13 protein-coding genes are annotated in these 23,938 nt (G+C 61.4%); 6 read left to right on the plus strand and 7 right to left on the minus strand.

Annotated features, from left to right (window positions below; translation table 11 throughout):
• Positions 1 to 12: 12 nt before the first annotated feature.
• On the minus strand, positions 13 to 219 hold the full coding sequence (locus AC6BYQ_RS26090; protein ID WP_019453420.1) for an MbtH family protein: 207 nt from the start codon (positions 217 to 219) through the stop codon (positions 13 to 15).
• The gene (gene fes, locus AC6BYQ_RS26095) at positions 194 to 1,579 is read right to left on the minus strand and encodes an enterochelin esterase (RefSeq protein ID WP_498057759.1); all 1,386 of its coding nucleotides are present in this window, start codon (positions 1,577 to 1,579) and stop codon (positions 194 to 196) included. Before fes ends, AC6BYQ_RS26090 begins: the two co-directional genes overlap by 26 nt.
• 285 nt (positions 1,580 to 1,864) lie before the next feature.
• Here fes and AC6BYQ_RS26100 point away from each other — a divergent pair, with 285 nt between their 5' ends.
• Positions 1,865 to 4,147, plus strand: coding sequence for a TonB-dependent siderophore receptor (locus tag AC6BYQ_RS26100; protein ID WP_025159574.1), 2,283 nt, complete (start codon positions 1,865 to 1,867; stop codon positions 4,145 to 4,147).
• A gap of 59 nt (positions 4,148 to 4,206) precedes the next feature.
• On the opposite strand, the gene AC6BYQ_RS26105 is transcribed toward AC6BYQ_RS26100, so the two are convergent.
• From AC6BYQ_RS26105 to AC6BYQ_RS26115, 3 genes are all read right to left on the minus strand, one after another.
• Positions 4,207 to 5,439, minus strand: a complete 1,233-nt coding sequence (locus tag AC6BYQ_RS26105) for a YncE family protein (RefSeq protein WP_197667621.1) — start codon at positions 5,437 to 5,439, stop codon at positions 4,207 to 4,209.
• Positions 5,440 to 5,486: 47 nt separating this feature from the next.
• Positions 5,487 to 8,396: a condensation domain-containing protein gene (locus AC6BYQ_RS26110; RefSeq protein WP_498057760.1), complete on the minus strand. Its 2,910-nt coding sequence runs from the start codon at positions 8,394 to 8,396 to the stop codon at positions 5,487 to 5,489.
• Between the two features lie 78 nt (positions 8,397 to 8,474).
• Positions 8,475 to 10,568, minus strand: a complete 2,094-nt coding sequence (locus AC6BYQ_RS26115; RefSeq protein WP_063919661.1) for a TonB-dependent receptor — start codon at positions 10,566 to 10,568, stop codon at positions 8,475 to 8,477.
• Positions 10,569 to 11,101: 533 nt separating this feature from the next.
• Between AC6BYQ_RS26115 and AC6BYQ_RS26120 the strand changes: the two genes are divergently transcribed.
• On the plus strand, positions 11,102 to 12,712 hold the full coding sequence (locus AC6BYQ_RS26120) for a condensation domain-containing protein (RefSeq protein ID WP_498057761.1): 1,611 nt from the start codon (positions 11,102 to 11,104) through the stop codon (positions 12,710 to 12,712).
• A 64-nt stretch (positions 12,713 to 12,776) separates the two neighbouring features.
• Positions 12,777 to 15,872 (plus strand): amino acid adenylation domain-containing protein, encoded by a 3,096-nt coding sequence (locus AC6BYQ_RS26125; protein WP_498057762.1) that lies wholly within the window; start codon positions 12,777 to 12,779, stop codon positions 15,870 to 15,872.
• Between the two features lie 42 nt (positions 15,873 to 15,914).
• On the opposite strand, the gene AC6BYQ_RS26130 is transcribed toward AC6BYQ_RS26125, so the two are convergent.
• Positions 15,915 to 17,258: a condensation domain-containing protein gene (locus tag AC6BYQ_RS26130; protein WP_063919658.1), complete on the minus strand. Its 1,344-nt coding sequence runs from the start codon at positions 17,256 to 17,258 to the stop codon at positions 15,915 to 15,917.
• A gap of 275 nt (positions 17,259 to 17,533) precedes the next feature.
• Positions 17,534 to 18,850, minus strand: coding sequence for a glutamate/aspartate:proton symporter GltP (gltP, locus tag AC6BYQ_RS26135; RefSeq protein ID WP_015376334.1), 1,317 nt, complete (start codon positions 18,848 to 18,850; stop codon positions 17,534 to 17,536).
• Positions 18,851 to 19,751: 901 nt separating this feature from the next.
• Here gltP and acs point away from each other — a divergent pair.
• The 3 genes from acs to actP all read left to right on the plus strand — a co-directional run bounded on the left by acs (position 19,752) and on the right by actP (position 23,771).
• Positions 19,752 to 21,710: an acetate--CoA ligase gene (acs, locus tag AC6BYQ_RS26140; RefSeq protein ID WP_019453430.1), complete on the plus strand. Its 1,959-nt coding sequence runs from the start codon at positions 19,752 to 19,754 to the stop codon at positions 21,708 to 21,710.
• Positions 21,711 to 21,801: 91 nt separating this feature from the next.
• A complete protein-coding gene (locus AC6BYQ_RS26145) occupies positions 21,802 to 22,113 on the plus strand; it encodes a DUF485 domain-containing protein (protein ID WP_019453431.1) in 312 nt (103 codons plus the stop codon).
• Positions 22,110 to 23,771 carry a cation/acetate symporter ActP gene (gene actP, locus AC6BYQ_RS26150; protein WP_198635695.1) on the plus strand — a complete coding sequence of 554 codons (1,662 nt, stop codon included), beginning with the start codon at positions 22,110 to 22,112 and terminating at the stop codon, positions 23,769 to 23,771. The genes AC6BYQ_RS26145 and actP overlap by 4 nt, the downstream gene beginning before the upstream one ends.
• Positions 23,772 to 23,938 lie beyond the last annotated feature (167 nt).

The raw sequence follows: 23,938 nt of genomic DNA on the forward strand, positions 1-23,938 counted from the left end.
ACCTGGCGCCGGTCACGCCTCGCGTGCTGCGACCGGCAGAATGTCTTGCCAATGCTGTTCCAGCCATTCGGCGCACTCGGTGCGCGCCGCCGGGCCGAAGACGATCGTCCACTCGGACGGAATGGCGCGGAAATCCGGCCACAAACTGTATTGTTGTTGTACGTTGCGCAGCACCAGGCTGCGCTGCTGTAGATCATCGAACGGATTCAGGCTTTCCATCATGTGTTCCTCGTGCCGTTGCCGTCGCCGTCGCCGATGCCGGATAAGCGGTGGCGAAAGCGGAAGCCCATACCGCCTGCAGCCCGTCGGTCAGGCCGCTGCGCCAGCACAGCGCGTCATGCCCGCCTTCCACCACCCGGTAGTGCACCCGATGGCCGGCGTCGCTCAGGCGTGCCGCCATTTCGCCGCTGACCCGATGCACCAGCTTTTCCTGCGAACCGGCTTCCATAAAGACCTTCAGCGCGCCGTGGTTGCCCAGGCCGTGACGTTCTACCTGCTGCATCAGCCAGCAGGCGTCGTCGGGAATGCTCGGCAGCTGCAGCATGTCGCGCCGCGGCCACCAGTAGGAACCGGACTGGGTGATCACCGCACCGAAGCGCTGCGGCCAACGCAGCCCGGCATACAGGGAGGCCAGGCCGCCAAAGCTTTGCCCCGCCACCACCGTATCGGCCGGCTTGTCGCTGTGCGGCGCCCAGTCGGCCAGCTGCGGCATCAGTTCTTCCTGCACCGCCAGCCAGAAGTCGTCTTTGCAGGTCAGTTCGCGCGACCGGTGCGGCAGATCGATGATATCGATCAGCACATACACCGCTTCCGGCAACGCCCCTTCGCGGGTCAGCTGCATCAGCGGCTCCCAGACCGGCATCTGCTTCGCCCAGAATTGGCCGTCGAGCAGGATAGCCAACGGGCGCTCGGCCGGCTTGCTGTCGCCGGTGGTGTAAATCCAGACGTCGCGGCTGTTGCCGAGACGCTCGCTCTGCCAGGTATGGCGCTGCAAACGCGCCGGCAGCGGCGGCGTGCAGCGCCCGCTGGCTATTTCATACTCATCGAACGAACGCCATACCAGCTGCGGTGGCGCATCCGGCATGTGCAGGCCGGAGACGCTGTGGCCGCTGGCGCTTTGCCAGGAGCGGTACGGGTTGAGCAGATCGGGGGTGGCGCTGGCGAACACCTGGTGCCACCAGTGCCGCAGGTTGTGCATGTTGGCGTGCGCATCGTCGCCGCTGAACGCCGGCGGCCGCTCGTCAAAGCAGGGGATAAAGCAGTAGCTGCCGCGCCAGGCGCCGCTCAGCTCGGTCTGCCAGTACCACACGTCGGTGCCGGCCAAACGCTGCAGGCTTTGCGGCGGATTCGGCTGATGATGGTCGGTCAGGCAGTTGATGTTGATCCACACGCGACGGTAGGCGGAGGTCAATTCGCATCCCTGAGGATCGCGCCAGAAAAAGGTGGTTCGCCACCGGCCGTTACCCGCCGGTTCTACCCATGGCGTACCGCGTCGTGCCACCGTCAACCACCACCCTGGACTGCCCGCATTGCTGCTGGCCAATAATCTGCTGCTTTCTGACTGTAGTTCTGTATTCACAACGCCTACCCATTTTGTAGTTGGCAGCACCGGGAACGTCGACTTTTCCCTATCGCCGGCCACCGCCCGAACGCACTGTACGCCAAATACTATTGATAATAATTTGCATTTGCAATAGTGTGTAAGGCTTGGAGATCGTGCTGGTATTGCGCGCAACGGACAGGGATCGGGGATACATCAATGGCATCCCTTGCCGCAGCCGATTTTCTATTTCCGACTACACAAAAAACTACAACCGCCCTTCTCTCCATTCGGCGAGGGATGGCAGCAAGGTAGGACACTCAAATGAAAAGCAAGCTATCACGTTATTCTTTAGCCACTCTTATCGGCTTGGGATTGGGCGCGTCCGCGTTCGCCAACGCCGCACAGCAGGCTGATACCACCACCACGGAAGAAAACAGCGGCGCCACGGATAAAAAACCGCGCGGCGAAGACACCATCGTCGTCACCGCCGCCCGGCAGAACCTGCAGGCGCCGGGGGTGTCCACCATCACCGCCGACGAGATCAAGAAACGCCCGCCGGCGCGCGACATCAGCGAACTTATCCGCACCATGCCCGGGGTTAACCTGACCGGCAACTCCACCAGCGGCCAGCGCGGCAACAACCGCCAGATCGATATCCGCGGCATGGGCCCGGAAAACACCCTGGTGCTGATCGACGGCAAACCGGCCTCCAGCCGCAACTCGGTGCGCCAGGGCTGGCGCGGCGAGCGCGACTCGCGCGGTGATACCGCCTGGGTACCGCCGGAAATGATTGAACGCATCGAAGTGCTGCGCGGCCCGGCCGCGGCGCGCTACGGCAACGGCGCGGCGGGCGGCGTGGTCAACATCATCACCAAGAAGGCCGGCGATGCGCTGCACGGCTCGCTGAACGGCTACTTCAACGTGCCGCAGCACAAGCAGGAGGGCGCCACCAAGCGCACCGACTTCAGCCTGTCCGGCCCGCTGAGCGATTCCCTGAGCTTCCGCCTGTTCGGCGGCTACAGCAAAACGCAGGCCGACGCCTGGGACATTAACGAATCACATAAATCCGAACGCGTAGGCGCCTACGCCAGCAGCCTGCCCGCCGGGCGCGAAGGGGTGGTCGATAAAAACATCGACGCCTTGCTGCACTGGGACTTCGCCCATCTGCAGTCATTGGAGTTCGAGTATGCCTATGGCCGTCAGGGCAACCTGTATTCCGGCGATACCCAGAACACCAACACCAATGCCCTGGTGCAGAGCAACTACGGTAAAGAGACCAACCGCATCTACCGTGAAACCTTCGGCCTGACCCATCGCGGTGCCTGGGACAACGGCGTGAGCACCAACAACTACGTGCAGTTCGAGCGCACCCGCAACACCCGTCTGAACGAAGGACTGGCCGGCGGCACCGAAGGCATCTTCGACACCAAAAATACCGGGTTCGGCACCACCAAGCTGGACGACTTCCTGGCGCACAGCGAAGTCAGCGTGCCGTTTGAGCTGGGCGTTTCACAGACCGCCACGCTGGGTACCGAGTGGACCCAACAGCGGATGAAAGACGGTACCTCCACCAGCCAAACGCTGATGGGCGGCACCATTCCCGGCATGGGCAACGGCACGCGCAGCCCTTACGCTTCCGCGCATATCTTCTCGCTGTTCGCCGAAGACAATATCGAGCTGACCGACACCACCATGCTGACGCCGGGCCTGCGCTACGATCTGCATTCAGAATCCGGCAACAACTGGAGCCCGGCGCTGAACCTGTCGCAGGAACTGGGCGACTACTTCACGCTGAAAATGGGCATCGCGCGTTCCTATAAGGCACCGACCCTGTACCAGACCAACGGCAACTACCTGCTGTACAGCAAAGGCCAGGGGTGTGCGGGCAGCGATGTCAGAAACGGCTGCTACCTGCTGGGCAACGACGATCTGAAGGCGGAAACCAGCGTTAACAAAGAGATCGGGCTGGAGTTCCATAACGAAGGCTGGCTGGCCGGCGTAACCTACTTCCGCAACGATTACCACAACAAGATTGAAGCGGGTAACTCGCGCATCGCCACCAGCAGCACCGGCACGGCGGTTTATCAGTGGGAGAACGTACCGAAAGCGGTCGTACAAGGGCTGGAAGGCTCGCTGAACGTGCCGGTCAGCGAGACCGTCACCTGGAGCAACAACGCCACCTACATGATCGAGAACAAGAACAAGACCACCGGCGATTACCTGTCGGTGATCCCGAAGTTCACCGTCAACTCGACTCTCAGCTGGCAGGCCACGCAGGATCTGTCGATGCAGTCCACCCTGACCTGGTACGGCCGTCAGAAGCCGAAGAAGTACAACTACCAGGGTAAACCGGCCACCGGCGGCGAAACCCGCGAGGTCAGCCCTTATGCCGTCGTCGGCGCCAGCGCGACCTATGACCTGACCAAAAACGTCAGCGTCACCGCCGGTATCGACAACCTGTTCGATAAACGCCAGTTCCGCGCCGGTAACGCGCAGAACGTGGGCGACCCGATTACCGGCGCGGTCAACATCGCCGGCGCGGGCGCGGCCACCTACAACGAACCGGGCCGTACCTACTACATGAGCATCAACACCCACTTCTGATGACATGACCCAACGACAAAGGGGCGCCGCGGCGCCCCTTTTTTTATCTTTCCATTGCGTTATTTGGTATGCAGCTGAATGCGCACCACACTTTCCGGCTTGCCGGCCTTGGTGGAAGCGCCGTCGTTTTTCACCGTCACGAACAGCGCGTCGCCTTTCGGATCCAACGCCAGGCTGTTAGGGTGCGGCGGCAGGTCTACGGTTTGCAGGCGCTTGAGCGTCTTGGCGTCGAACACCGTCAGCGTGCCGGCACCGTGATCCACGCGCACGCCTTTGCGATTGGCGACATACAGCCGCTGGCTGCGCTCATCGAGCAGCAGGCCGATCGGCACCTCATCCGTCAGCTCGCTGGCCAGCACCTTGCCGCTGTCCGCATCCAGCGCAAACACCCGGTGACCGCTGCTGCGCTTCACGTAGTCGTGCCCCAGATGATGGTTGCGGTAGTCGTCGCGATCGATGCCCTGATCGACGCCCAGCAGGCGATTGCTCGCCGGGTCATACACCAGATTCAGCAGCTGATCGGCCTGCACTTCGTGCGTGGCGGTGATGGCCAGCGTGTCGGCGTTCAGGGTGATCACCTGCCCCTGCATGTTGGAAACGAATACCCTGCGGCCCTTCTCATCCAGCGTGATGCCCACCGCGTTGTAGCCGAAGCCCGGGATCACTTTCTCCAGCTTGCCGGCTTTGGTATCGACCACGTACAGCACGCTGTCGACGCCGAAGCCCAGGCCCGGCAGGAACAGACGGCCGCTTTGCGCGTCATACTTGAGCTCGCGGAGGCGGTACAGGTAGTCCTCGGTGATTTTGAATTTCTTCAGCTCCGCCAGCAGGAAATCCAGGCGCTTGCCGCTGATGCCCGCCTGCTTGTAAGCCTGCTCCAGCACCGCTTTGTCCAGCAGCTTGATGCTGCCCAGCGCGTGGTTGGTGGTGGTGTCTACCACCCCGACTTCACCGTTGAAGGCCTGCGTCAGGTACAAGCGATTGCCCGCATCGTTCAGCGCCACGCCGAAGCCTTTCACCTGCAGCGGGATCTCCGCCTTGATCGCCAGGGTGTTGGGATCCAGCCGCAGCACGCGGGAGCGCGCCTCTTCCTTCCAGTCCGGCGCGCTGACGAACAGCGCCTGTTGCGAGGTGCTGTAGGCCATCTCCACCACCGTCGACGACAGCGCCTGGCGCTTGATATCCTGCGGTTTGATGCCGACATCGTCCGCCTGCGCGGCGCCGGCGACCACCAGAGAGGCCGCCACCAGCAGCGACAGTAACGCGCGCGGGGTTGCTAGGGTTCCAGACATCCTTTTATCTCCTTGAAAATCATGCTTTCGGTTAGAGTGAAACAACGTCATGCCTGCGGCCCGGGCGGCAGCGCCGCCAGAGCGATATCGCCAGCGATGTGCTGCGCAAACTGGGTAAAGACGTGCTGAACGCCATCGGCGATCAAATCAGCCTGTTCCTTGCTGTAGTGATCCTGACGGTAGGTCATCATCACCCGCAGGGATTTCTTCCCGGCCAGATCGTCTTCCATCACCTCAAACTGCAGGCCGAGCAGCGATTCGGCTTTCTCCGGCTCCACCTGCCGGTAGGCGATCGCGCTGCCGTCCTGCAGCCGGAACTCGCCGTTCAGCTTGATGCGGCTGTGGATCTGGATAAACACTTCGAACATATGGTTCTTGCGGTCGGCGTCCACGCCGAACAGCCCTTCCTCCACCAGATCGATCGGAATATCGGTGTACGGCAGCGAGCCGTTGATGGTGTTTTTCACCTGGCTGACCAAGCCGGCCACCGTCAGCCCTTCGTCGAAGCGCACGCGGTGCACCACCACGGTGGTGAAGTAGCCGACGGTATCGAAGAACTCGGCGTCGTTACGGCCGGAGGTCGAGGTGCCCACCAGCAGATCCGCCGGGCCGCCAAGCAGGCGCAGCGCCGAGGTAATACCGGCATACACCACGTTGAACAGCGAAGCGTTGTTGCGGCGAGCGAGCTGATACAGGCCCTCCGCCACGGCCGGATCGACCTCGAACTCCAGCCAGCCGCCGTTGACGTCCGCCGGCGCCGGCACCGCCGGATGGGTAGAGGGTTCTTGCCGGAAGATCGGCTGGCCGACCGGCGCGCCGCGCAGCGCGTCGAGCCAGTAGTCCAGATGCTGCTGCTGCACCCCGGAGGCCCGCTGCTGCCGGGCGAAGGTGTGGAACTGCGGCGGCTGCCCGCGCCACTGCGGCGCCTGGCCGGCGACGCGATGGCGGTAAGCGACGCCCAGCTCGTCCATCATCAGGTTGAGCGACCATTCATCCAGCACCACATGGTGGAACAGCAGCGACAGCAACTGCTGGCCATTGTCCGCATCGCGCAGCATCGTGACGCGCAGCGGCAGCTCGGCGGCCAGATCGAACCGGTGCTGGCCGGCATCGGCCAACAGGGCGGCGGCGTTGCCCGCCGGCGTCTCGTGAGAGAAGCGGAACCACGAGTAGTCCGCGAGTTCGGCAGCCGGCACCACCACCTGCACCACCTCGCCCTGCTGCTCAACAAAGCGTGAACGCAGCACGGTATGGCGAGTCATGACGTCGATAAACGCCTGACGCAGCGCCGTTTCATCCACTGCATCGAAGAAGCGCAACGAGAACGGCAGGTTGAAGATCTCGTCATGGCCAAAGGCTTCATACACCTTCCACAGCGATTCCTGCGCCAACGACAGCGGCGCCTGCGCCCGATCATGATCGTCGGCGGTCACCACCGCGGCATTCGGCTGCGCGACGTTCAGGCGTTTGGCATACCCCGCCAGCCCACGCGCCGTCGGATGGCTGAACAGGTCGTTAATGTTGATTTCGATGTGATGCAGGCTCAGCAAGCGGCCGATCACCCGGGTGGCGACCAGCGAATGACCGCCGCGATCGAAGAAGTCTTCATCCAGGGTCATTTCCGGCGCCACCAGCGCCTCACGGAACTCCTGCAAAATCAGCGGCGCAACGCTTTCGTCCGCGTCGCCGTTCGCCGCCGGCGCGGTAATCGCCGGGGAGGCAGCCTCAGCCGCCGGCAATGCGACGGCAATTTGCTGCCCGGCCAGGAAGGCGCTGAACTGTTCCAGCAGGAAAGGCGCGGCATGTGGGGACAAACGCGGATCGGTAACCAGCTCCAGCGTCAGCGTCTCCGCTTCCGGCAAGCCCAGCAGCAGCGCCAGTTCAAACGGCGTATGCAGCGGCGGCAGCAGCAGGCGCTCGGCGTGAACGCCTTCCAGCCGCCACTCTGCAGCCAGATCGTCGCGCCAGGCCACCAGCAGCTGCGCCCGCTGCGGGTCCGGCTGTTCAGCCACGGCCTGCGCCAGCAGCCGCTGCCCGACGTCGTCCTCGCCATGCTGCACGGTCAGACGCATCAGCGGCGCCGCCGTCAGGCCCAGTTCCAGACCGACGAATTCCGCCGTTTCGGCTGCCGGCACGCACAGCTGCACCGCTTGCCCACCGGCCTGTGCGGCGACGAACTCGGCAAACCGCGCCGCCACCGCTGCCAGCAATGCTCGCGGCGTATTGTTGGCGGGCAGCAACGTGCGCGCAATGCGTGTGACCACGCGCGAACCCACCGGCGGCAAGGCTTCAGCACGCTGCGCCGGGCTGCGGTAATCCTGCAGCGAGACCGCCTGACGCCGCCAAGGCAGCTGCGGCTCCGGGCTTTCCGGCAGCTCGACCGGCTCAGCGGCGAAAGGCAGAGGCACTGGGTCCCCGTTATAACGGGCGGACAGCATCGCCGGCAGCTGGCGCCACGGCAGCGCTTCCGCCAGGATGTCATGCAATACTGCGCCCAAAATCACCTCGCCGTCCGGCGTGAGCAATAGCAAGCCGCGCAGCGGCGCTTCGCCTTCCAGTTCAAACGGTGCCGCCTGCGCCTGCAGCAGGCAGCCAATGGCGTGCTGTTCGTCCGCCACCTGACTAAGGCTCACCGGCAACGGCGCCGAACCGGCGGCGCGTTTAACCAGCCCGTTTTCGTCATCAAAAACGTAGCGCACGTCCACGCCCGGCGTCTCCCGCACCAGCGCCTGCAGTGCCGCCGTCAGCCGGGCGATATCCACTTCCCCCGTCAGGCGCCAGGCCAACGCCCGCTGCCCGCGTGCGTCACCCTGCTGCAGATGGGCAAACCATGCCCGCTCTTCGGCTTCGCTCACCGGCCGCTCGCCGTTCGCCGATTCCGCGCCCAGCGCCTGAAACGCGCTCTCCAGCCGCTGGGCCTCTTCATCGCTCAGAATGCTGTCAAAATCACCGATCACTGCGTTATCTCCTTTGCCCGGCCATGCCGGGATAGCGCACAAAACGGGGGACATTCGTCCCCCGTCATTGCGATAGCGTTAGAAATTCAGCTCAACCGCCGCGCCGATCAGGCGGCCGCGCTGGAGCGTCGCCGTGTAGATGTCATTGCTTCGGATCATCTCGCGGCGGTCGGAGTCAAACAGGTTCTTCGCATACAGCGTGGCGCGGCCGTAGTCGAAGGTGTAAGCCAGCTGGGCGTTGGCCGTCCAATAGGAGCCGATGCGCCCGCGCGAGTCGTTGTCGTATTGCGAATAGTAGGAGTCGGTGAACGCCACGTTGCTGCTCAGCTCCCACCCTTTCAGGAACTGATACTTGGCACCCATGTTGGCGGTGTAAGCCGGCGCGCGCGCCAGTTCATGCCCTTCCACGCCGCTGCCCGAGAACTTTTTGATGTCGGTTTTCAGCAGGCCGAGGTTGCCGAACAGCTCGAAGTCCCAGCGCGGCTGCCAGGTGGCGCCGATTTCCGCCCCGTAGGTTTCCACCTTGTCGGCGTTGCGGATCACGCTGGAGTTCTCACCCAGCGAGTACGGCAGCTGCATATCTTTGTAATCGTTGTAGAAGATGTTACCCGTCAGCACCACGTTGGCGTCTTTCAGGTGATGGCGGGTGTACAGCTCGTAGTTCCAGACATACTCGGAACCGTAGGTGTAACTGACCACCGGCGTGCCGATCGTGATGCCGCCGCCGCCGGCGTTATAACCGCGGGCGATCTTGGCGCCGTAGGTTTGGGTATCCGTCGGTTTCCAGGCCACGTCCAGTTTCGGCAGGAACACGGTGTAGGTTTCATCGAAGTCGATGCGCACCGCCTGACTGCCGCCGTCGCGGCGACGGTGTTCGCGTTCCAGACGGCTGGCGGCGGTCACGTCCACCTGCGGCGTCAGCGCATAGGTCAACTCGGCGAACGCCGAATGGGTATCGGTTTTATCCTTGAAGGTCGAGCCGCCGAAAATGTTGACGAACTCATCCTGCGTGCCGTGGAAATAACGCAACCCCGCCAGCCCGTGCAGGCGGCTGTCCGCGCCGCCGAAGCGCACCACCGGCTCCACGTGAACTTCCTGGCCGTCAATCTCGGCGTATTGGATGTTGTAAGCGGTCGGACGGTTGATGTTGAAATCGGTGTAGATAACGCGGTTTTCAAACGTCAGCGCATCGGAGGACTCCCAGGCCAGATCCCAGATAGTGCTGTTCATGTTGCTTTTGAACACGGCGCGGCGCGGATCGTGACGCGGATTGGTCGGATGCGGCTGCGGGTTGAGGCTTTCGTTTTGCGGCGCAGTGCTGCCGAAGTGGTTAAAGGTCAGCTTGGTGGTCAGATCGCGCAGGCCGGCCGGGTTGAACAACAGCTTGGCGCGGGCGGTGGTGGCTTCCACTTCACGCGGATCGCCCACTGGCGCATAGGCCGGCAGGTCAGCCTCGCTGCGGCGGCGCTGGCGATCGACGCTGACGCGGAACGCCAGCTGATCTTCCACCAGCGGGCCGGACGCCATGGCGGCCAACTGTGACGAGTGCTGGTTGCCGGCCCCGCCCTTAAAGGCGCTTTCCCATTCGAAGGTCGGGTCTTTACTGGCCATGACGATGGCGCCGGCGATGGCGTTGCGCCCCTGGATGTAGCTTTGCGGGCCGAGGAACACTTCGACGCGATCCAGATCCCACAGCGACTGCGGGCCGAACGCCTGTTCGTTATAGGTCAGCGAACGGCCGTCCAACGACAGATTGAGGCGCGGGCGGGTGCCGCTGAGGAAAGCATTAGCGCCGACGTTCGGGCCGGAACCGTCGATACCGCGCACGGTCGGCAGTTCGTTGCCGATGCCCAGATCCACCACGTTGGGGGTCATGCGCAGCAGATCGGGGATCTGCACCGCGTCGGGCATCGAGGCGATGCGGTTGCTGTCGAACACCTGCACGCTGGAGCCGGTGTCGAAAATGGAACGTTTGATCTTCTCACCGGTGACCAGCAGCGTTTCCGCGTCCTGGTAGGTTTCGTTGCTCTTCGTTTCCGCCGCGTTGACGTTACCGATCGCCAGTGAACACACGCCTAAAAATACGGAGGAAAACGCCCCAATGGCTCTTAACCCCGCCTTTTCCCCGTTTCCTACGCTTTCATGCCGTTGAGCCGCAAAATGCTTGCCCATAGATGTCTTCTCCTTTCATCCCAGAGGTGCACAAAATTTGATTTTTTTTACACAACCTACATCGACACTCACACAGACCATGACGCTGCGGCCTTCCCGACCTTTCTGTTGCTTATCCCTGCGGCAAACCTATGCCTTGCGCGGCCGAACGGGCGCGGCCCGTCCACGGCCAAGCCGCCGGCGGAGCGGCCGACGGCTTGTATAAAAACGTAAAATAATGTTAAGAATGATAATATTTTGCATTTTCTAATGCAAATCATTATCAATAAAGGTGTGAGAGCGGCCACGATAACCGCCAGAAAACCTTATACTTTCGCAGGTAAAACAAGCGCTGCAATAACAGACAATAATTACAATACTAAGAATAATATGAATAAATTATTCACGTCCAACCCCATGCCTGCCCGTTACAGCTAAAACTCCTTATAGATAGCACCCTCGTGCCAAATGGATCAAATAATAATAATTTTCATTCCTATTAACATTTGGATATATTCTTGCAGTCTCGTTGGCTGAATCAAAATGGATACCCGATGAAAGCTTTAACCACGATGCAGGCCGCCTATTGGGTTGGCCGACAGTCCGCTCCCCCTCTGGGCGGCATGGCCGCCCATCTGTATGCGGAGTTCGACGGCGGCGAGCTGGATATCGCTCGGCTACGCCAGGCCGTCGAGGCGTTGTACCTGCGTCATCCGCTGTTGCGCCTGCGCATTACCGACGATGGCCGGCAGACGATCGCGCCTCCCGGCCCCCGACATACCTTGCATCTCGACGACTGGCGACACGCCGATGAAACGACGCTGGCGGCCGCGCTCGCCGCCAAACGCCAGGCGAAAAGCACTCAATTGCTGCCGCTGGAGCAGGGCGTCCCCTGCGATATCAGCCTGAGCCTGTTGCCGGCGGGGCGCAGCCGCCTGCATGTCGATCTCGACATGATCGCCGGCGATGCCATGAGTTTTCGCCTGTTGATGGAAGATCTGACGGCGTTTTATCACCAGTGCCCGCCGCCCCCTGCCCATGACGCGCCGCCGGCCTATTTCGATCACCTCGCGCAACGCGACGCCGACGACGCGCTGCGCCAGCGGCGCGAACGCGGCCAACGTTGGTGGCGCGAACGCCTGGCGCAGGTGCCGCCGGCGCCGCGCCTGCTGCGCACGCCGGACCGCTGCCGCAGCGATCGCCTGGCCGTACAGCTGAATGCAGAAGAGAGCCGCGCGCTGGAGAACGTCGCCAAACGGCACCACACCTCCCTCTCGACGCTGTTTCTCGCATTGTTCGCCCTGGCCGTCGGCCAGGGTTGGAACATGACGCGCTTTCGGCTCAACGTGCCGCTGTTCCACCGCGAGAGCGAGCGGGAGGACGCGCAGCGCCTCATCGGCGACTTCTCTAACCTGGTGCTGCTCGGCGTGGAACTGAACCCGACGGAAAACCTGAACGCCTTCTGCCAACGCCTGATGACGCAGCTGGCGGAGCTGATCGAGCATGCGGATTACCCCGGCGTCAGTGTGATGCGCGATCTGTCGCGCCTGCACGGCAGCCTGCAGCCTTCGCCGGTGGTGTTTACCGCCGGCTTCGGCATCCGCGGCAAGACGCTGTTTTCCGAACGGGTCGCCGACACCTTCGGCCGTCTCGGCTGGGTGATCTCTCAGGGGCCGCAGGTGGCGCTGGATGCGCAGGTCGCCCACGTCGACGACGGCATTTTGATCAACTGGGACGTGCGGCTGGACGCGTTTCCCGAGCACGTGCTGCCGCGCCTGCTGGCCTGTTACCGGGCGCTGCTGCACCTGGCTGCGCGGCAAGCGGGGGCATTCGATCGCCCGCTGTCGCAGCTGCTGGCGCAATGTACGCCCGACGCGCTGGCGCAGCAGGCACCGGTGCGCCAGGTGCTGCATCGGCTGTTGGCGCGGGTGGCCCCCGAGGCCGACTTACGCGACCACGACGATATCCACCGGTTGGCCTTGCCGGATGCCGGGGTGAATGCGCTGTTGACGGTGCTCAACAAGTATCTGACGGCGGCGCTGACGGCGCAGGATCTGGCGGCGCATCCCTCCCCGGCGGCGCTGGCGGCGCTGATTTGCCAACGTTCGCCCGAGGCGGGGCGAAATGCAAAAACGCTGCTCGCCGCCCTGGCGCCGCAGCACTGAGATCGGTTTCCGGGCGCGTGGCGCCCGACTCGTTTTAATCGGTTAGCGACTATAGGGAAGTATCATGGAGACAGCATTAACCGCACTGCAGCAGGCCTATCTTCTTGGCCGCAGCGATCGATGGCCGCTCGGCGGCGTGGCGATGCACGACTTTCGCGAATACCGCGCCCGGCAGCTGGATGTGCCGCGCCTTGAAGCGCGTCTGACCGAGCTGGTACAGCACTACCCGGCGCTTCGCACCTGCATCGATGTGCAGCGCGGCACGCAGCACGTGCGCCCGGAGGTTGCGCTGCACCTGGATCGCCACGACTTGCGCTCTCTTGACGGCGCAGCAGCGCAGCGCCAGCTCGAACAGCTGCGCGAGCACTACTCCCACCAGCGCCACGATCCGAGCCAGCCGCTGTGGCGCATCGCCGTGATCCAGCTTGCCGAACAGCAGGATCCGACGGGATCGCCGTACGATACGCTGATCTTCACCAGCTTCGATGCCTTGATCCTCGACGGCCAGGGGATCTCCAGCGTGATCGCGCGCCTGTTCGACGATCGCCCTCTGGCGCCGACCGCCGCCGCGATGCCGCCCCCGGCCGCCCCGGCGGCGCAGCGTCAGGCCGATGCGGCCTACTGGCGCGACAAGCTGCAGGATGTCACCACCCCGTCGGCATTGCCGTGGCGCGCCCCGCTCGCCAATCTCACCTCATCACGCTATCGCCGCGCCACCCTGACGCTGCCGCACGACACGCTAAAACGGCTCGGCCGCCTGGGATCGCCGCATGCGCTGCTGCGCAACAGCCTGCTGTCGGCGCTGATCCTCGATACGCTGGCCCACTGGACCACCGACGGCGAGCTGTGCGTCGGCGTACCGGTGGCGTTCCCCGCCGCCGACGGCGCGCTGGGCAACGCCTCCAGCTTCGTGGCGGTACGTTATTCCCGCTACGGCGAAGACTTTATCCAGCGTGCGCAAGCCTTGCAGGACGACGTGCTTGGCGCGCTCGACCACCTGACATTTTCCGGCGTCGATCTGGCGCGGCAGTTGCTCGGCCAAAGCCAGGGCGGCCCGGCGCTGCCGGTGATCCTGACCAACTGTCTGGGCTGGGAAACGCTGCCGGCCGAGGCGCCAGTGCGCTTCCACGACGGCCTGACCCAAACGCCGCAGGTCGCCATCGACATTCGCCTGACGCTGGACAGTGAAAAGAACCTGCAGCTGTGCGTGGACTACGCCGAACAGGCGCTGCACGGCGAGCAGGTCGAGGCCATGCTGGCGGCCTTGCAGCAGCGCATCCTGCACAGTTGCCAACGCGCCGACCTGGCGATCGCACCGCGAGACTTCATCGATCTGGCGCATTACCGCCACAACGACAGCGAAGCGAATTACGCGCCTTATCCTTATCTGGCACAGCTGGCCGAGCGGCTGTTTGGCGCGCAGAACGGCGGCAACGCGCTGATCTGCGGCGAGCAGACGCTGACCTATAATGAGCTGGGCCAGCGGATCGCCACGGCGATCGCCAACCTGCAGAGCCGCGGCGTGCAGCCGGGCAATGTGGTGGCGCTGTATCTGCCGCGCAGCCCGGAACAGGTCATCTTCAGCCTCGCCTGCGCCCTGCAGGGCGTGATCTGGGTGCCTATCGATATCAACTCGCCGCCGGAACGTACCGCCTACCTGCTGGAGAACTGCCGGCCAACGCTGGTGGTGCACGGCGGCGATCTGGAGACGCCGATCGGCGTCACGCCGGCGATCCTGCTGGCGCCGACGGATCGCGCGCCTGCGCTGGCGGATGAACAGACGCTGGCGGAACGCAGCGCCAGCCTGACCGCGAGCTACTACCTGTACACCTCCGGCACCACCGGCAAGCCTAAATGCGTGGTGCTCAACAACCGCGCCACCGCCAACGTCGTCCACCAGACCCAGCAGCGCTGGGCGGTCACCGCCGACGACGTGTTCATTTCCGTCACGCCGCCGCACCATGACATGTCGATGTTCGATCTGTTCGGTTCGCTGTGCGCCGGTGCTACGCTGGTGCTGCCGGCGCCGCATCAGGAAAAAGACGCCATCAGCTGGAATCAGCTGGTGGAAAAACATCGGGTCACCCTGTGGTGTTCGGTGCCTGCCATTCTGGAGATGCTGCTCACCTGCAAGACGGCCGACAGCCTGCGTTCGCTGCGTCTGGTGGCGCAAGGCGGCGACTACATCAAGCCGGCGACGGTGCAAACCCTGCGCACCCTGCGCCCGGATCTCGCGCTGTTCTCGCTCGGCGGGCCGACCGAAACCACCATCTGGAGCATCTGGCACCCGATCGCCCCGCAGGAGAGCGGCACCGTGCCTTACGGCCGCCCGCTGCCGGCCAACCGTTATTTCATCTGTCATGACGACGGCAGCCACTGCCCGGCCGGCGTGGTCGGCCGCATCCATACCGCCGGGGTCAACCTGGCGTTGGGCTATCTGGAACAGGGGGAGCTGAAGCAGCATGATTTCATCACCCTCGAAGGGCCGGATGGGCAGCCGCTACGCGCTTTCCGCACTGGCGATCAGGGTTACTATCGCGCGGACGGCAACATCATGTTCGCGACCCGAGTGAACGGCTATGTGAAGATCCGCGGCGTACGCGTCTCACTGCCGGAAATCGAAGACGTGCTGCGCCGTCATCCGGCAATTCAGGATATGGTGGTGGTGGATTATCCCAGCGGAGAGAACAACGAGGCGGCGCTCGGCGCCCTGTATCTGACTCGTGACGGCAAACCGCTGCCGCTGTCCGAGATCCGTGCCTTCGCCACCGGCTATCTGCCCTGTACCCATATTCCCACGCGCTTTATCCATGCCGAGGCGCTGCCGTTGTCTGCCAACGGTAAAACCGACCGCCATCGCATCCGCGCCGACCTGAGCCACCAGCAAACCGCGCCGGCGTTGAACGCCTGCGCGGCACCGCCGCCGCACGCGCCTTTGGCGCGCAGCGCAGAGATCCTGACCATTTACTGGCAGGCGATCGGCGTGACGCCGCGCCCGGAATGGGGAGAAGAGACGGCGTTTATCGCCATGGGGCTGAAACTGCCGCATATCAAACAGGTGGCGGAGCGCCTCAATGACGCTTTCGGCACCCGGTTGGTGAGCAGTTCGCTCCTGCCGTGCAAGAACGCGCGTGAAGTGGCGGCGTTACTGACCAACTGAAGCCATGCCACTCGGGCGGGGACATCCCCCGCCCGTATTTTATCAGGCGGGTAGCGCCGTCAGACCCGCCAGCGGCTGTTCCCACGCATCCCGTTGCAGCGCACGCAACAGGAATTCTTGCAGTGCCTCGCCATAGTTCAGCGCATCCTCCGTCGGGAACTGCTCCAGATAGATATCGATATCCACCTGCAGATCTCGGGCGTCGGTGCGGCCGCGATAAGTCAGGTTGAAACCGTCACCCGAACCGCCGGCCAGCACGCGCCGGGCACCGCTGCAGCCGGTGAAACGGGGCGCATCGAAGGGCTGCACATTAATGAAAGGGGAAATAAAGAAACGCGAGTCCGGAGCCACTCCGCGATCGACGGCCAGTTGCCGCAGACGATAGCCGGCGTGGCCGCGTAGCTCGCGCAGCTGCTGCGTCAGAGCGGTCAGAAAGCCCCCCAGCGTCTCCGCTTGCGACGGTGACACCAGCAGCGGCAGGGTATTGACCGCCAGCGCAGGCACATTGGTGGCGGCCTGCCCGCGGCGATTCATCGCCGGCATCCACATCGGCAGCGTATCGCCCTGCCGGGTGTGCTGCGGCATCACCTGAAACAGCCAGACCGCCGACAACGCCACCAGCAAGTCGGGCCAATTGATGCCGCTGCGCTCCGCCAGCTGCGTTAAACGTTGCGACACCGCCGCCGGCAGCCGGTGGTTGGCGCTCAAACGCCGCACGCCGTACGCCGCGCCGCCCTTGCGCACCGTCGGCAGCGCCTGCGACGACGGCAGGTAGGCTTGCCAAAAGCGCCGATCGCGCTCACAGCGCTCGGAGTCGGCATAGGCCAGCTCGGCCTGTTGAAAGGGGCCAAAGGCGCCCAGAGGGATGCCTGCGTTGCCCTGGCCGAGGTAGTGCGCATATAACGCGGCGCAGCGGTGTTCGATAAGCGCCATGCCGAAACCGTCGACCAAGATATGGTGCGCGCGCACGTACCAGAGGTAGCGCTCCGGTGCCAGCTTCAGCAGCCAGGTAGCGGCTAACGCTTCGCTGTGAAGCGCCCGGTGCTGCGCTATATCCTCGCGCATGAGGCTTTGCGCCGCCTGCCAGGGATCGCGATGCGCTTGCAGATCGATGCGTTGCAATGACGGTATGCGCTGAGGATCGTGCCGTAACGGCGGAGGATGGTCGCCACGCCGTTCGCCAAAGCGCAGGGCAAACGCCTGCGTTTCGGCAAGCGTGACGGCGATCGCCCGACACAGCGCCTCTTCCTCTACCGCGCCGCACAGTTCGGTGCAATGCGCGACGGTGGATAAGGTCTGCCCGGGGTGCAAGGTGTATTCTTCCCAGAAATCAAGCTGCGCTGGCGCCAGCGGCAACCATTCAGAGGCCAAAGCGGTGTCCGACATGTTACCTACCTTTGATAAGCCTGAATAAAAGCGCCGCACGGACGACATTCCGCCGTTCAACCGCTTTTGCGTGTTTCCATACATCATCAAATGAAAATGATAATAACATCTATTATCATTTCCAATAATTTGGTAACACTTTAGATTCTGTTAAGCGGGGATGCAAGTCACGTAGCGGGGGCAGAGAAAAGAAAGTGGCAGGCTGAAAGGACATAAAAGCAAAACGCCCCAGGCGCGGGGCCCGGGGCGTTTTTAACGTAGGCGATACTCGGTGGTTAGGCCTGATTGGCCGGCTTCACCTTTTGCGCCAGGAACTCCGTTTCGTAAGCCAGCGCTTTCTTGCGATCGAACTGGTGTTCCCACTTGGCGATCACCAGCACCGCCAGCGCGTTGCCCACAACGTTCAGCGCGGTGCGTGCCATATCCAGGATACGGTCCACGCCGGCGATGAACGCCAGGCCTTCCAACGGAATGCCGACGCTGCCCAGCGTGGCCAGCAACACCACGAACGAAACGCCCGGCACGCCGGCGATCCCTTTCGAGGTGACCATCAGCGTCAGCACCAGCACAATCTCCTGCCCCAGCGACAGCTCGATGCCGTACAGCTGGGCGATAAAGATAGCGGCGATGCTCTGATACAGCGTCGAGCCGTCCAGGTTAAAGGAGTAACCGGTCGGCACCACGAAGCTGGTGATCGACTTGGGCGCGCCGTAAGCCTCCATCTTTTCGATGATGCGCGGCAGCACCGTTTCCGAGCTGGCGGTGGAATAGGCCAGGATCAGTTCGTCTTTCAGGATGCGGATCAGCGTCCAGATGCGCAGGTTGCACAGCCGGGCGACCGCCCCCAGCACCACCAGGGCGAAGAACGCGATGGCGAAGTACACCAGCACCACCAGCTTGGCCAACGGCAGCAGCGAAGCGAAACCGAAGTTGGCTACCGTGACCGCAATCAGGCCAAACACCCCGATCGGCGCATAGCGCATGATCATGTGGGTGACTTTGAACATGCTCTCGGACACCGCCTTGAACACCTTCAGCAACGGCTCTTTGGTCTCTTTCGGCAACGACGACAAGCCCAGACCGAACAGCACCGAGAAGAAGATAATCGGCAGCATGTCGCCCTTGGCCATCGACGAGAAGACGTTCGACGGGATCAACGACAGAATGGTCGCCACCAGGCTGTGCGAACCGCTTTGCACCTGTTCGGTGGTTTTCTCATACTGCGAAATGTCCACCGTGGTCAGCGTCGACATATCGATGCCGTGGCCGGGCTGGAATACGTTGGCTAACGTCAGCCCCACCACGATGGCAACGGTGGTGATCACTTCGAAGTAAATAATGGTTTTCAATCCGATGCGGCCCAGCTTTTTCGCATCGCCCACGCCGGCAATGCCGACGATCAGCGTGGAAATAACGATCGGCACCACAATCATCTTGATCAAACGAATAAAGATATCACCCGCCGGGCTGAGAATATTGCTTACCAGCCACTCACGGGATTCGGTCTGGTTGTGCAATACCGCGCCAACAATAATACCCAGTACCAACGCGATCAGGATTTGCCAAGCCAGGCTAATTTTTACACTTTTCATACCCAAAAAGTCCTCAAAGACTCTTTCCGCCGTACAAAGTCGCAACACAGCGAAAAGAATACTTAATCATTTATTACAGGCTTATGTTAATTCAGTGGAAGCGTTCACCTGCCCTGGGTGCGACGCAGTATAAATCTGTATCATCCGGGCGGCATGCTCTGCAAGCCTTGATTTGTCAGGGTTGAGCGCTGAATCGAATCACAAAAATTTCGCGTTACTATTTCAAATGGCATAATTGCTTGTTATTAAAAACATAATTTTTCATATAATGAAGTACATAACCGTGCCGACGACGTTTTTTTGAACGCCATTAAAATGCGTTATTTTTCGTCCATTCTGCATATTTAGTCCACGACAAATGTTTATATTTTGTTACTCAAAAGTCAATTAAATGAGAATTTACCGAGTGACACTTTCCCTCATAAATGCAGCGCCACTTTATATTTAGCTTAAAAATCGAGCGATACCGCAGAGTGAATACCCTCGGGTATCACCCGACCTTTCATCAGGAATTAAAGGTTAATAAAACGTTATTTCAGGATGTGCCGTCTATCGTTATATCGCGTTAATACCAACTTCGAATATTAATAGCGAAAAATAATCCAAAAAGATTTATAGCGCGGAATAATGCCAATATTTCCCCACGCTATTAAGCACGGGGCAAATAGTCTCGCCGTTGTTTATTCTTTTTTGTTCTTTAGATAAGTATTTTTGGCTAAAAACGCGGGTTTATGATGATTTAAACGCCAAAGAGATAGATACGCCCTGCAAATGCGACAGAACTATTACAAATCAATATCTTTGTTGCGTGATCTGCCGCGCAAAAAAGAAACAAAGAATCGTAGCAAACTATACTTAACCTTCAGTTGACATATCATTAACAACTTCAAGGAGAAAAGCTATGAGCCAACTGCATAAACACGCTATTCCTTCTGCAATTGCAGAACGCGCCCTGATTAATCCGGCACAATACCAACAGTATTATCAACAGTCGGTTCAAGACCCAGAGGCTTTCTGGGGTGAGCATGGCAAAATCCTGGACTGGATCAAACCCTATACCAAAGTTAAAAACACTTCGTTCGATCCGGGCCACGTCAGCATTCGTTGGTTTGAAGACGGCACGTTGAACCTGTCGGCCAACTGTCTGGACCGCCATCTGGCCGAGCGCGGCGACCAAACCGCCATCATCTGGGAAGGCGATGATCCGACCCAATCCAAGAAAGTAACTTACAAACAGTTGCATCATGATGTCTGCCAGTTCGCCAACGTGCTGAAAAAGCTCGGCGTGAAAAAAGGGGACGTAGTGGCTATCTATATGCCGATGGTGCCGGAGGCGGCGGTCGCCATGCTGGCCTGCGCGCGCATCGGCGCCGTCCATTCGGTGATCTTCGGCGGCTTCTCGCCGGAAGCGGTCGCCGGACGCATTATCGATTCCAACGCCAAACTGGTGATCACCGCCGATGAAGGCCTGCGCGCCGGCCGCGCCGTGCCGCTGAAAAAGAACGTCGACGACGCGCTGAAAAATCCCGGCGTGGTCAGCGTGGCGAACGTGGTGGTGTTCAAACGCACCGGTAAACCGGGGTATTGGCAGGAAGGGCGAGATCTGTGGTGGCATGAGCTGACTCAGGACGTTTCCGCCGACTGCCCGCCGGAAGAAGTGAGCGCCGAAGATCCGCTGTTTATCCTGTACACCTCCGGCTCGACCGGCAAGCCGAAGGGCGTGCTGCACACCACCGGCGGCTACCTGGTGTACGCCGCGATGACCTTCAAGTATGTCTTCGACTATCACGATGGCGACGTTTACTGGTGCACCGCCGACGTGGGTTGGGTCACCGGTCACAGCTATCTGTTGTATGGCCCGCTGGCCTGCGGCGCCATCACCCTGATGTTCGAAGGCGTGCCTAACTACCCGGGCGTCAACCGCCTGTCGCAGGTGATCGACAAGCATCAGGTCAACATTCTGTATACCGCGCCAACCGCCATTCGCGCCCTGATGGCCGAAGGCGACAAGGCGATCGAGGGCACCCGGCGCGATTCGTTGCGCATCATGGGCTCGGTCGGCGAACCGATCAACCCGGAAGCCTGGGAGTGGTACTACAACAAGATAGGCAACGCGAAATGCCCGATCGTCGACACCTGGTGGCAAACCGAAACCGGCGGCTTCATGATTACTCCGCTGCCGGGCGCCACTGAGCTGAAGGCCGGTTCCGCCACGCGGCCTTTCTTCGGCGTACAGCCGGCGCTGGTCGATAACGTCGGCACACCGCAGGAGGGCGCCTGCGAAGGCAACCTGGTGATCGTCGACTCCTGGCCGGGCCAGGCGCGCACCCTGTTCGGTGATCATGAGCGCTTCGAGCAGACCTACTTCTCGACCTTCAAAGGCATGTACTTCAGCGGCGACGGCGCCCGCCGCGACGAGGACGGTTATTACTGGATCACCGGCCGCGTCGACGACGTGCTGAATGTCTCTGGCCACCGTCTGGGCACCGCCGAGATCGAATCCGCGCTGGTGTCGCATCCGAAAATCGCCGAAGCGGCGGTGGTCGGCATTCCTCATAACATCAAAGGCCAGGCGATCTACGCCTATATCACGCTGAACCACGGCGAAGAACCAACGCCGGAGCTCTATGCCGAAGTGCGCAACTGGGTGCGCAAAGAGATAGGGCCGATCGCCACGCCGGACGTGCTGCATTGGACAGATTCGCTGCCCAAAACGCGCTCCGGCAAGATCATGCGGCGTATCCTGCGCAAAATTGCCGCCGGTGACACCAGCAACCTGGGGGATACCTCCACGCTGGCGGATCCGGCCGTAGTCGACAAGCTGTTGGAAGAAAAACAATCAATGAAAGTGCCGTCATAATTTACGCCGCTTCAGGCCGCTCATTCGGATAACGCGCCGTTGGGCGGCCCTGGCGCGGCGTACTCTCTCAATACCGACTGGAGACACACTGATGAATGACACCATTTATCAAGGGATTGAAGAAAACCCGCGCTTTAAAGAGCTGGTAAGAAAACGCGGCCGGTTCGCCTGGCTGCTTTCGCTGATTACGCTGGCGCTGTATGTCGGCTTTATTCTATTGATCGCCTTCGATCCTCAGTGGCTCGGCACGCCGATCGCCGTCGGATCGACCATCACCCGCGGGATCCCGGTCGGCGTCGGGCTGATCGTGATCTCTTTCGTCTTGACCGGAATCTACGTGTTTCGCGCCAACGGCGAGTTTGACCGCCTCACCGCAGAAATTCTGCGCGAGGTGAAACAATGAAACGCTTATGCTCCGCCCTCTCCGCCGCCGCGCTGCTGCTGTTACCCGCCCTGGCCCGCGCCGACGCCATCGGCGGCGAAGTGCATCGTCAGCCGTTGAACATCCAGGCGATCGTGATGTTTATCCTGTTTGTCGGCGCCACCCTGTACATCACCTACTGGGCGTCCAAACGCACCCGTTCCCGTCAGGACTACTACACCGCAGGCGGGCGTATCACCGGCCTGCAAAACGGCCTGGCGATCGCCGGCGACTTCATGTCCGCCGCCTCGTTCCTCGGCATCTCCGCTCTGGTTTACACCTCGGGCTATGATGGCCTGATCTACTCCATCGGCTTCCTCATCGGCTGGCCGATCATTCTGTTTCTGATCGCGGAGCGCCTGCGCAACCTCGGCCGCTATACCTTTGCCGACGTCGCCTCTTACCGCCTGCAGCAGAAACCGATCCGCACCCTGTCGGCCTGCGGCTCGTTGGTGGTGGTGGCGCTGTATCTGATCGCGCAGATGGTCGGCGCCGGCAAACTGATCCAGCTGCTGTTCGGGCTCAACTACCACGTGGCGGTGATCTTGGTCGGCATTCTGATGGTGCTGTATGTGCTGTTCGGCGGCATGTTGGCCACCACCTGGGTGCAGATCATCAAAGCGGTGCTGCTGCTGGCAGGCGCCAGCTTTATGGCGCTGATGGTGATGAAGTCGGTTAACTTCGACTTCAATACCCTGTTCGCCGAAGCGGTGAAGGTGCACCCGAAAGGCATCGCCATCATGAGCCCCGGCGGCCTGGTCTCCGATCCGATCTCCGCGCTGTCGCTCGGTTTGGCGCTGATGTTCGGCACCGCCGGCCTGCCGCACATCCTGATGCGCTTCTTCACCGTCAGCGACGCCAAGGAAGCGCGCAAGAGCGTGTTCTACGCCACCGGCTTTATCGGTTACTTCTATATCCTGACCTTTATCATCGGCTTCGGTGCCATCTTGCTGGTCAGCGCCAATCCGGCGTTCAAAGACGCCACCGGCGCGCTGCTGGGCGGCACCAACATGGCGGCGGTGCACCTGGCCAATGCCGTTGGTGGCAACTTCTTCCTCGGCTTTATCTCGGCGGTAGCCTTCGCCACCATTCTGGCGGTGGTTGCGGGCCTGACGCTGGCCGGCGCCTCGGCAGTGTCCCACGATCTCTACGCCAGCGTGATGAAAAACGGCAAGGCGACCGAGCGCGATGAGCTGAAGGTCTCCAAGATCACCGTCGTGGTGCTGGGGCTGGTCGCCATTGCGCTAGGGATTTTGTTCGAGAAGCAGAATATCGCCTTTATGGTCGGATTGGCGTTCTCCATCGCCGCCAGCTGTAACTTCCCTATCATCATCCTGTCGATGTACTGGTCGCGTTTGACTACCCGTGGCGCGATGATTGGCGGCTGGCTGGGCCTGCTGACGGCGGTGATTCTGATGATCCTCGGCCCGACGATCTGGGTGCAGATCCTCGGCCATGAAAAACCGATTTATCCGTATGAATATCCGGCACTGTTCTCGATGATCGTGGCCTTTGTCGGCACCTGGCTGTTCTCGATAACCGACGGCTCGCTGGCTGGACAGCAAGAAAGGGAACGCTTCCGGGCCCAGTTTGTCCGTTCGCAAACCGGGCTGGGCATCTCTCAGGGCAGCTCGCATTAACCGAATAATAAGTGAAAAAAGCAAACACACCCTAATCAAAGGCCCTTCGGGGCCTTTTCTCTGGCTGCCTGTCGGAGAGAAGTTGGGTAAAGCAGCGCAGCGTAGCTGCGCTTTTTTGTTTTTTACGCATAGCAAAAAGCCCTGAACGTCAGTTCAGGGCTTTCGGC

The organism is Serratia sp. LTN-2, from assembly GCF_059740205.1.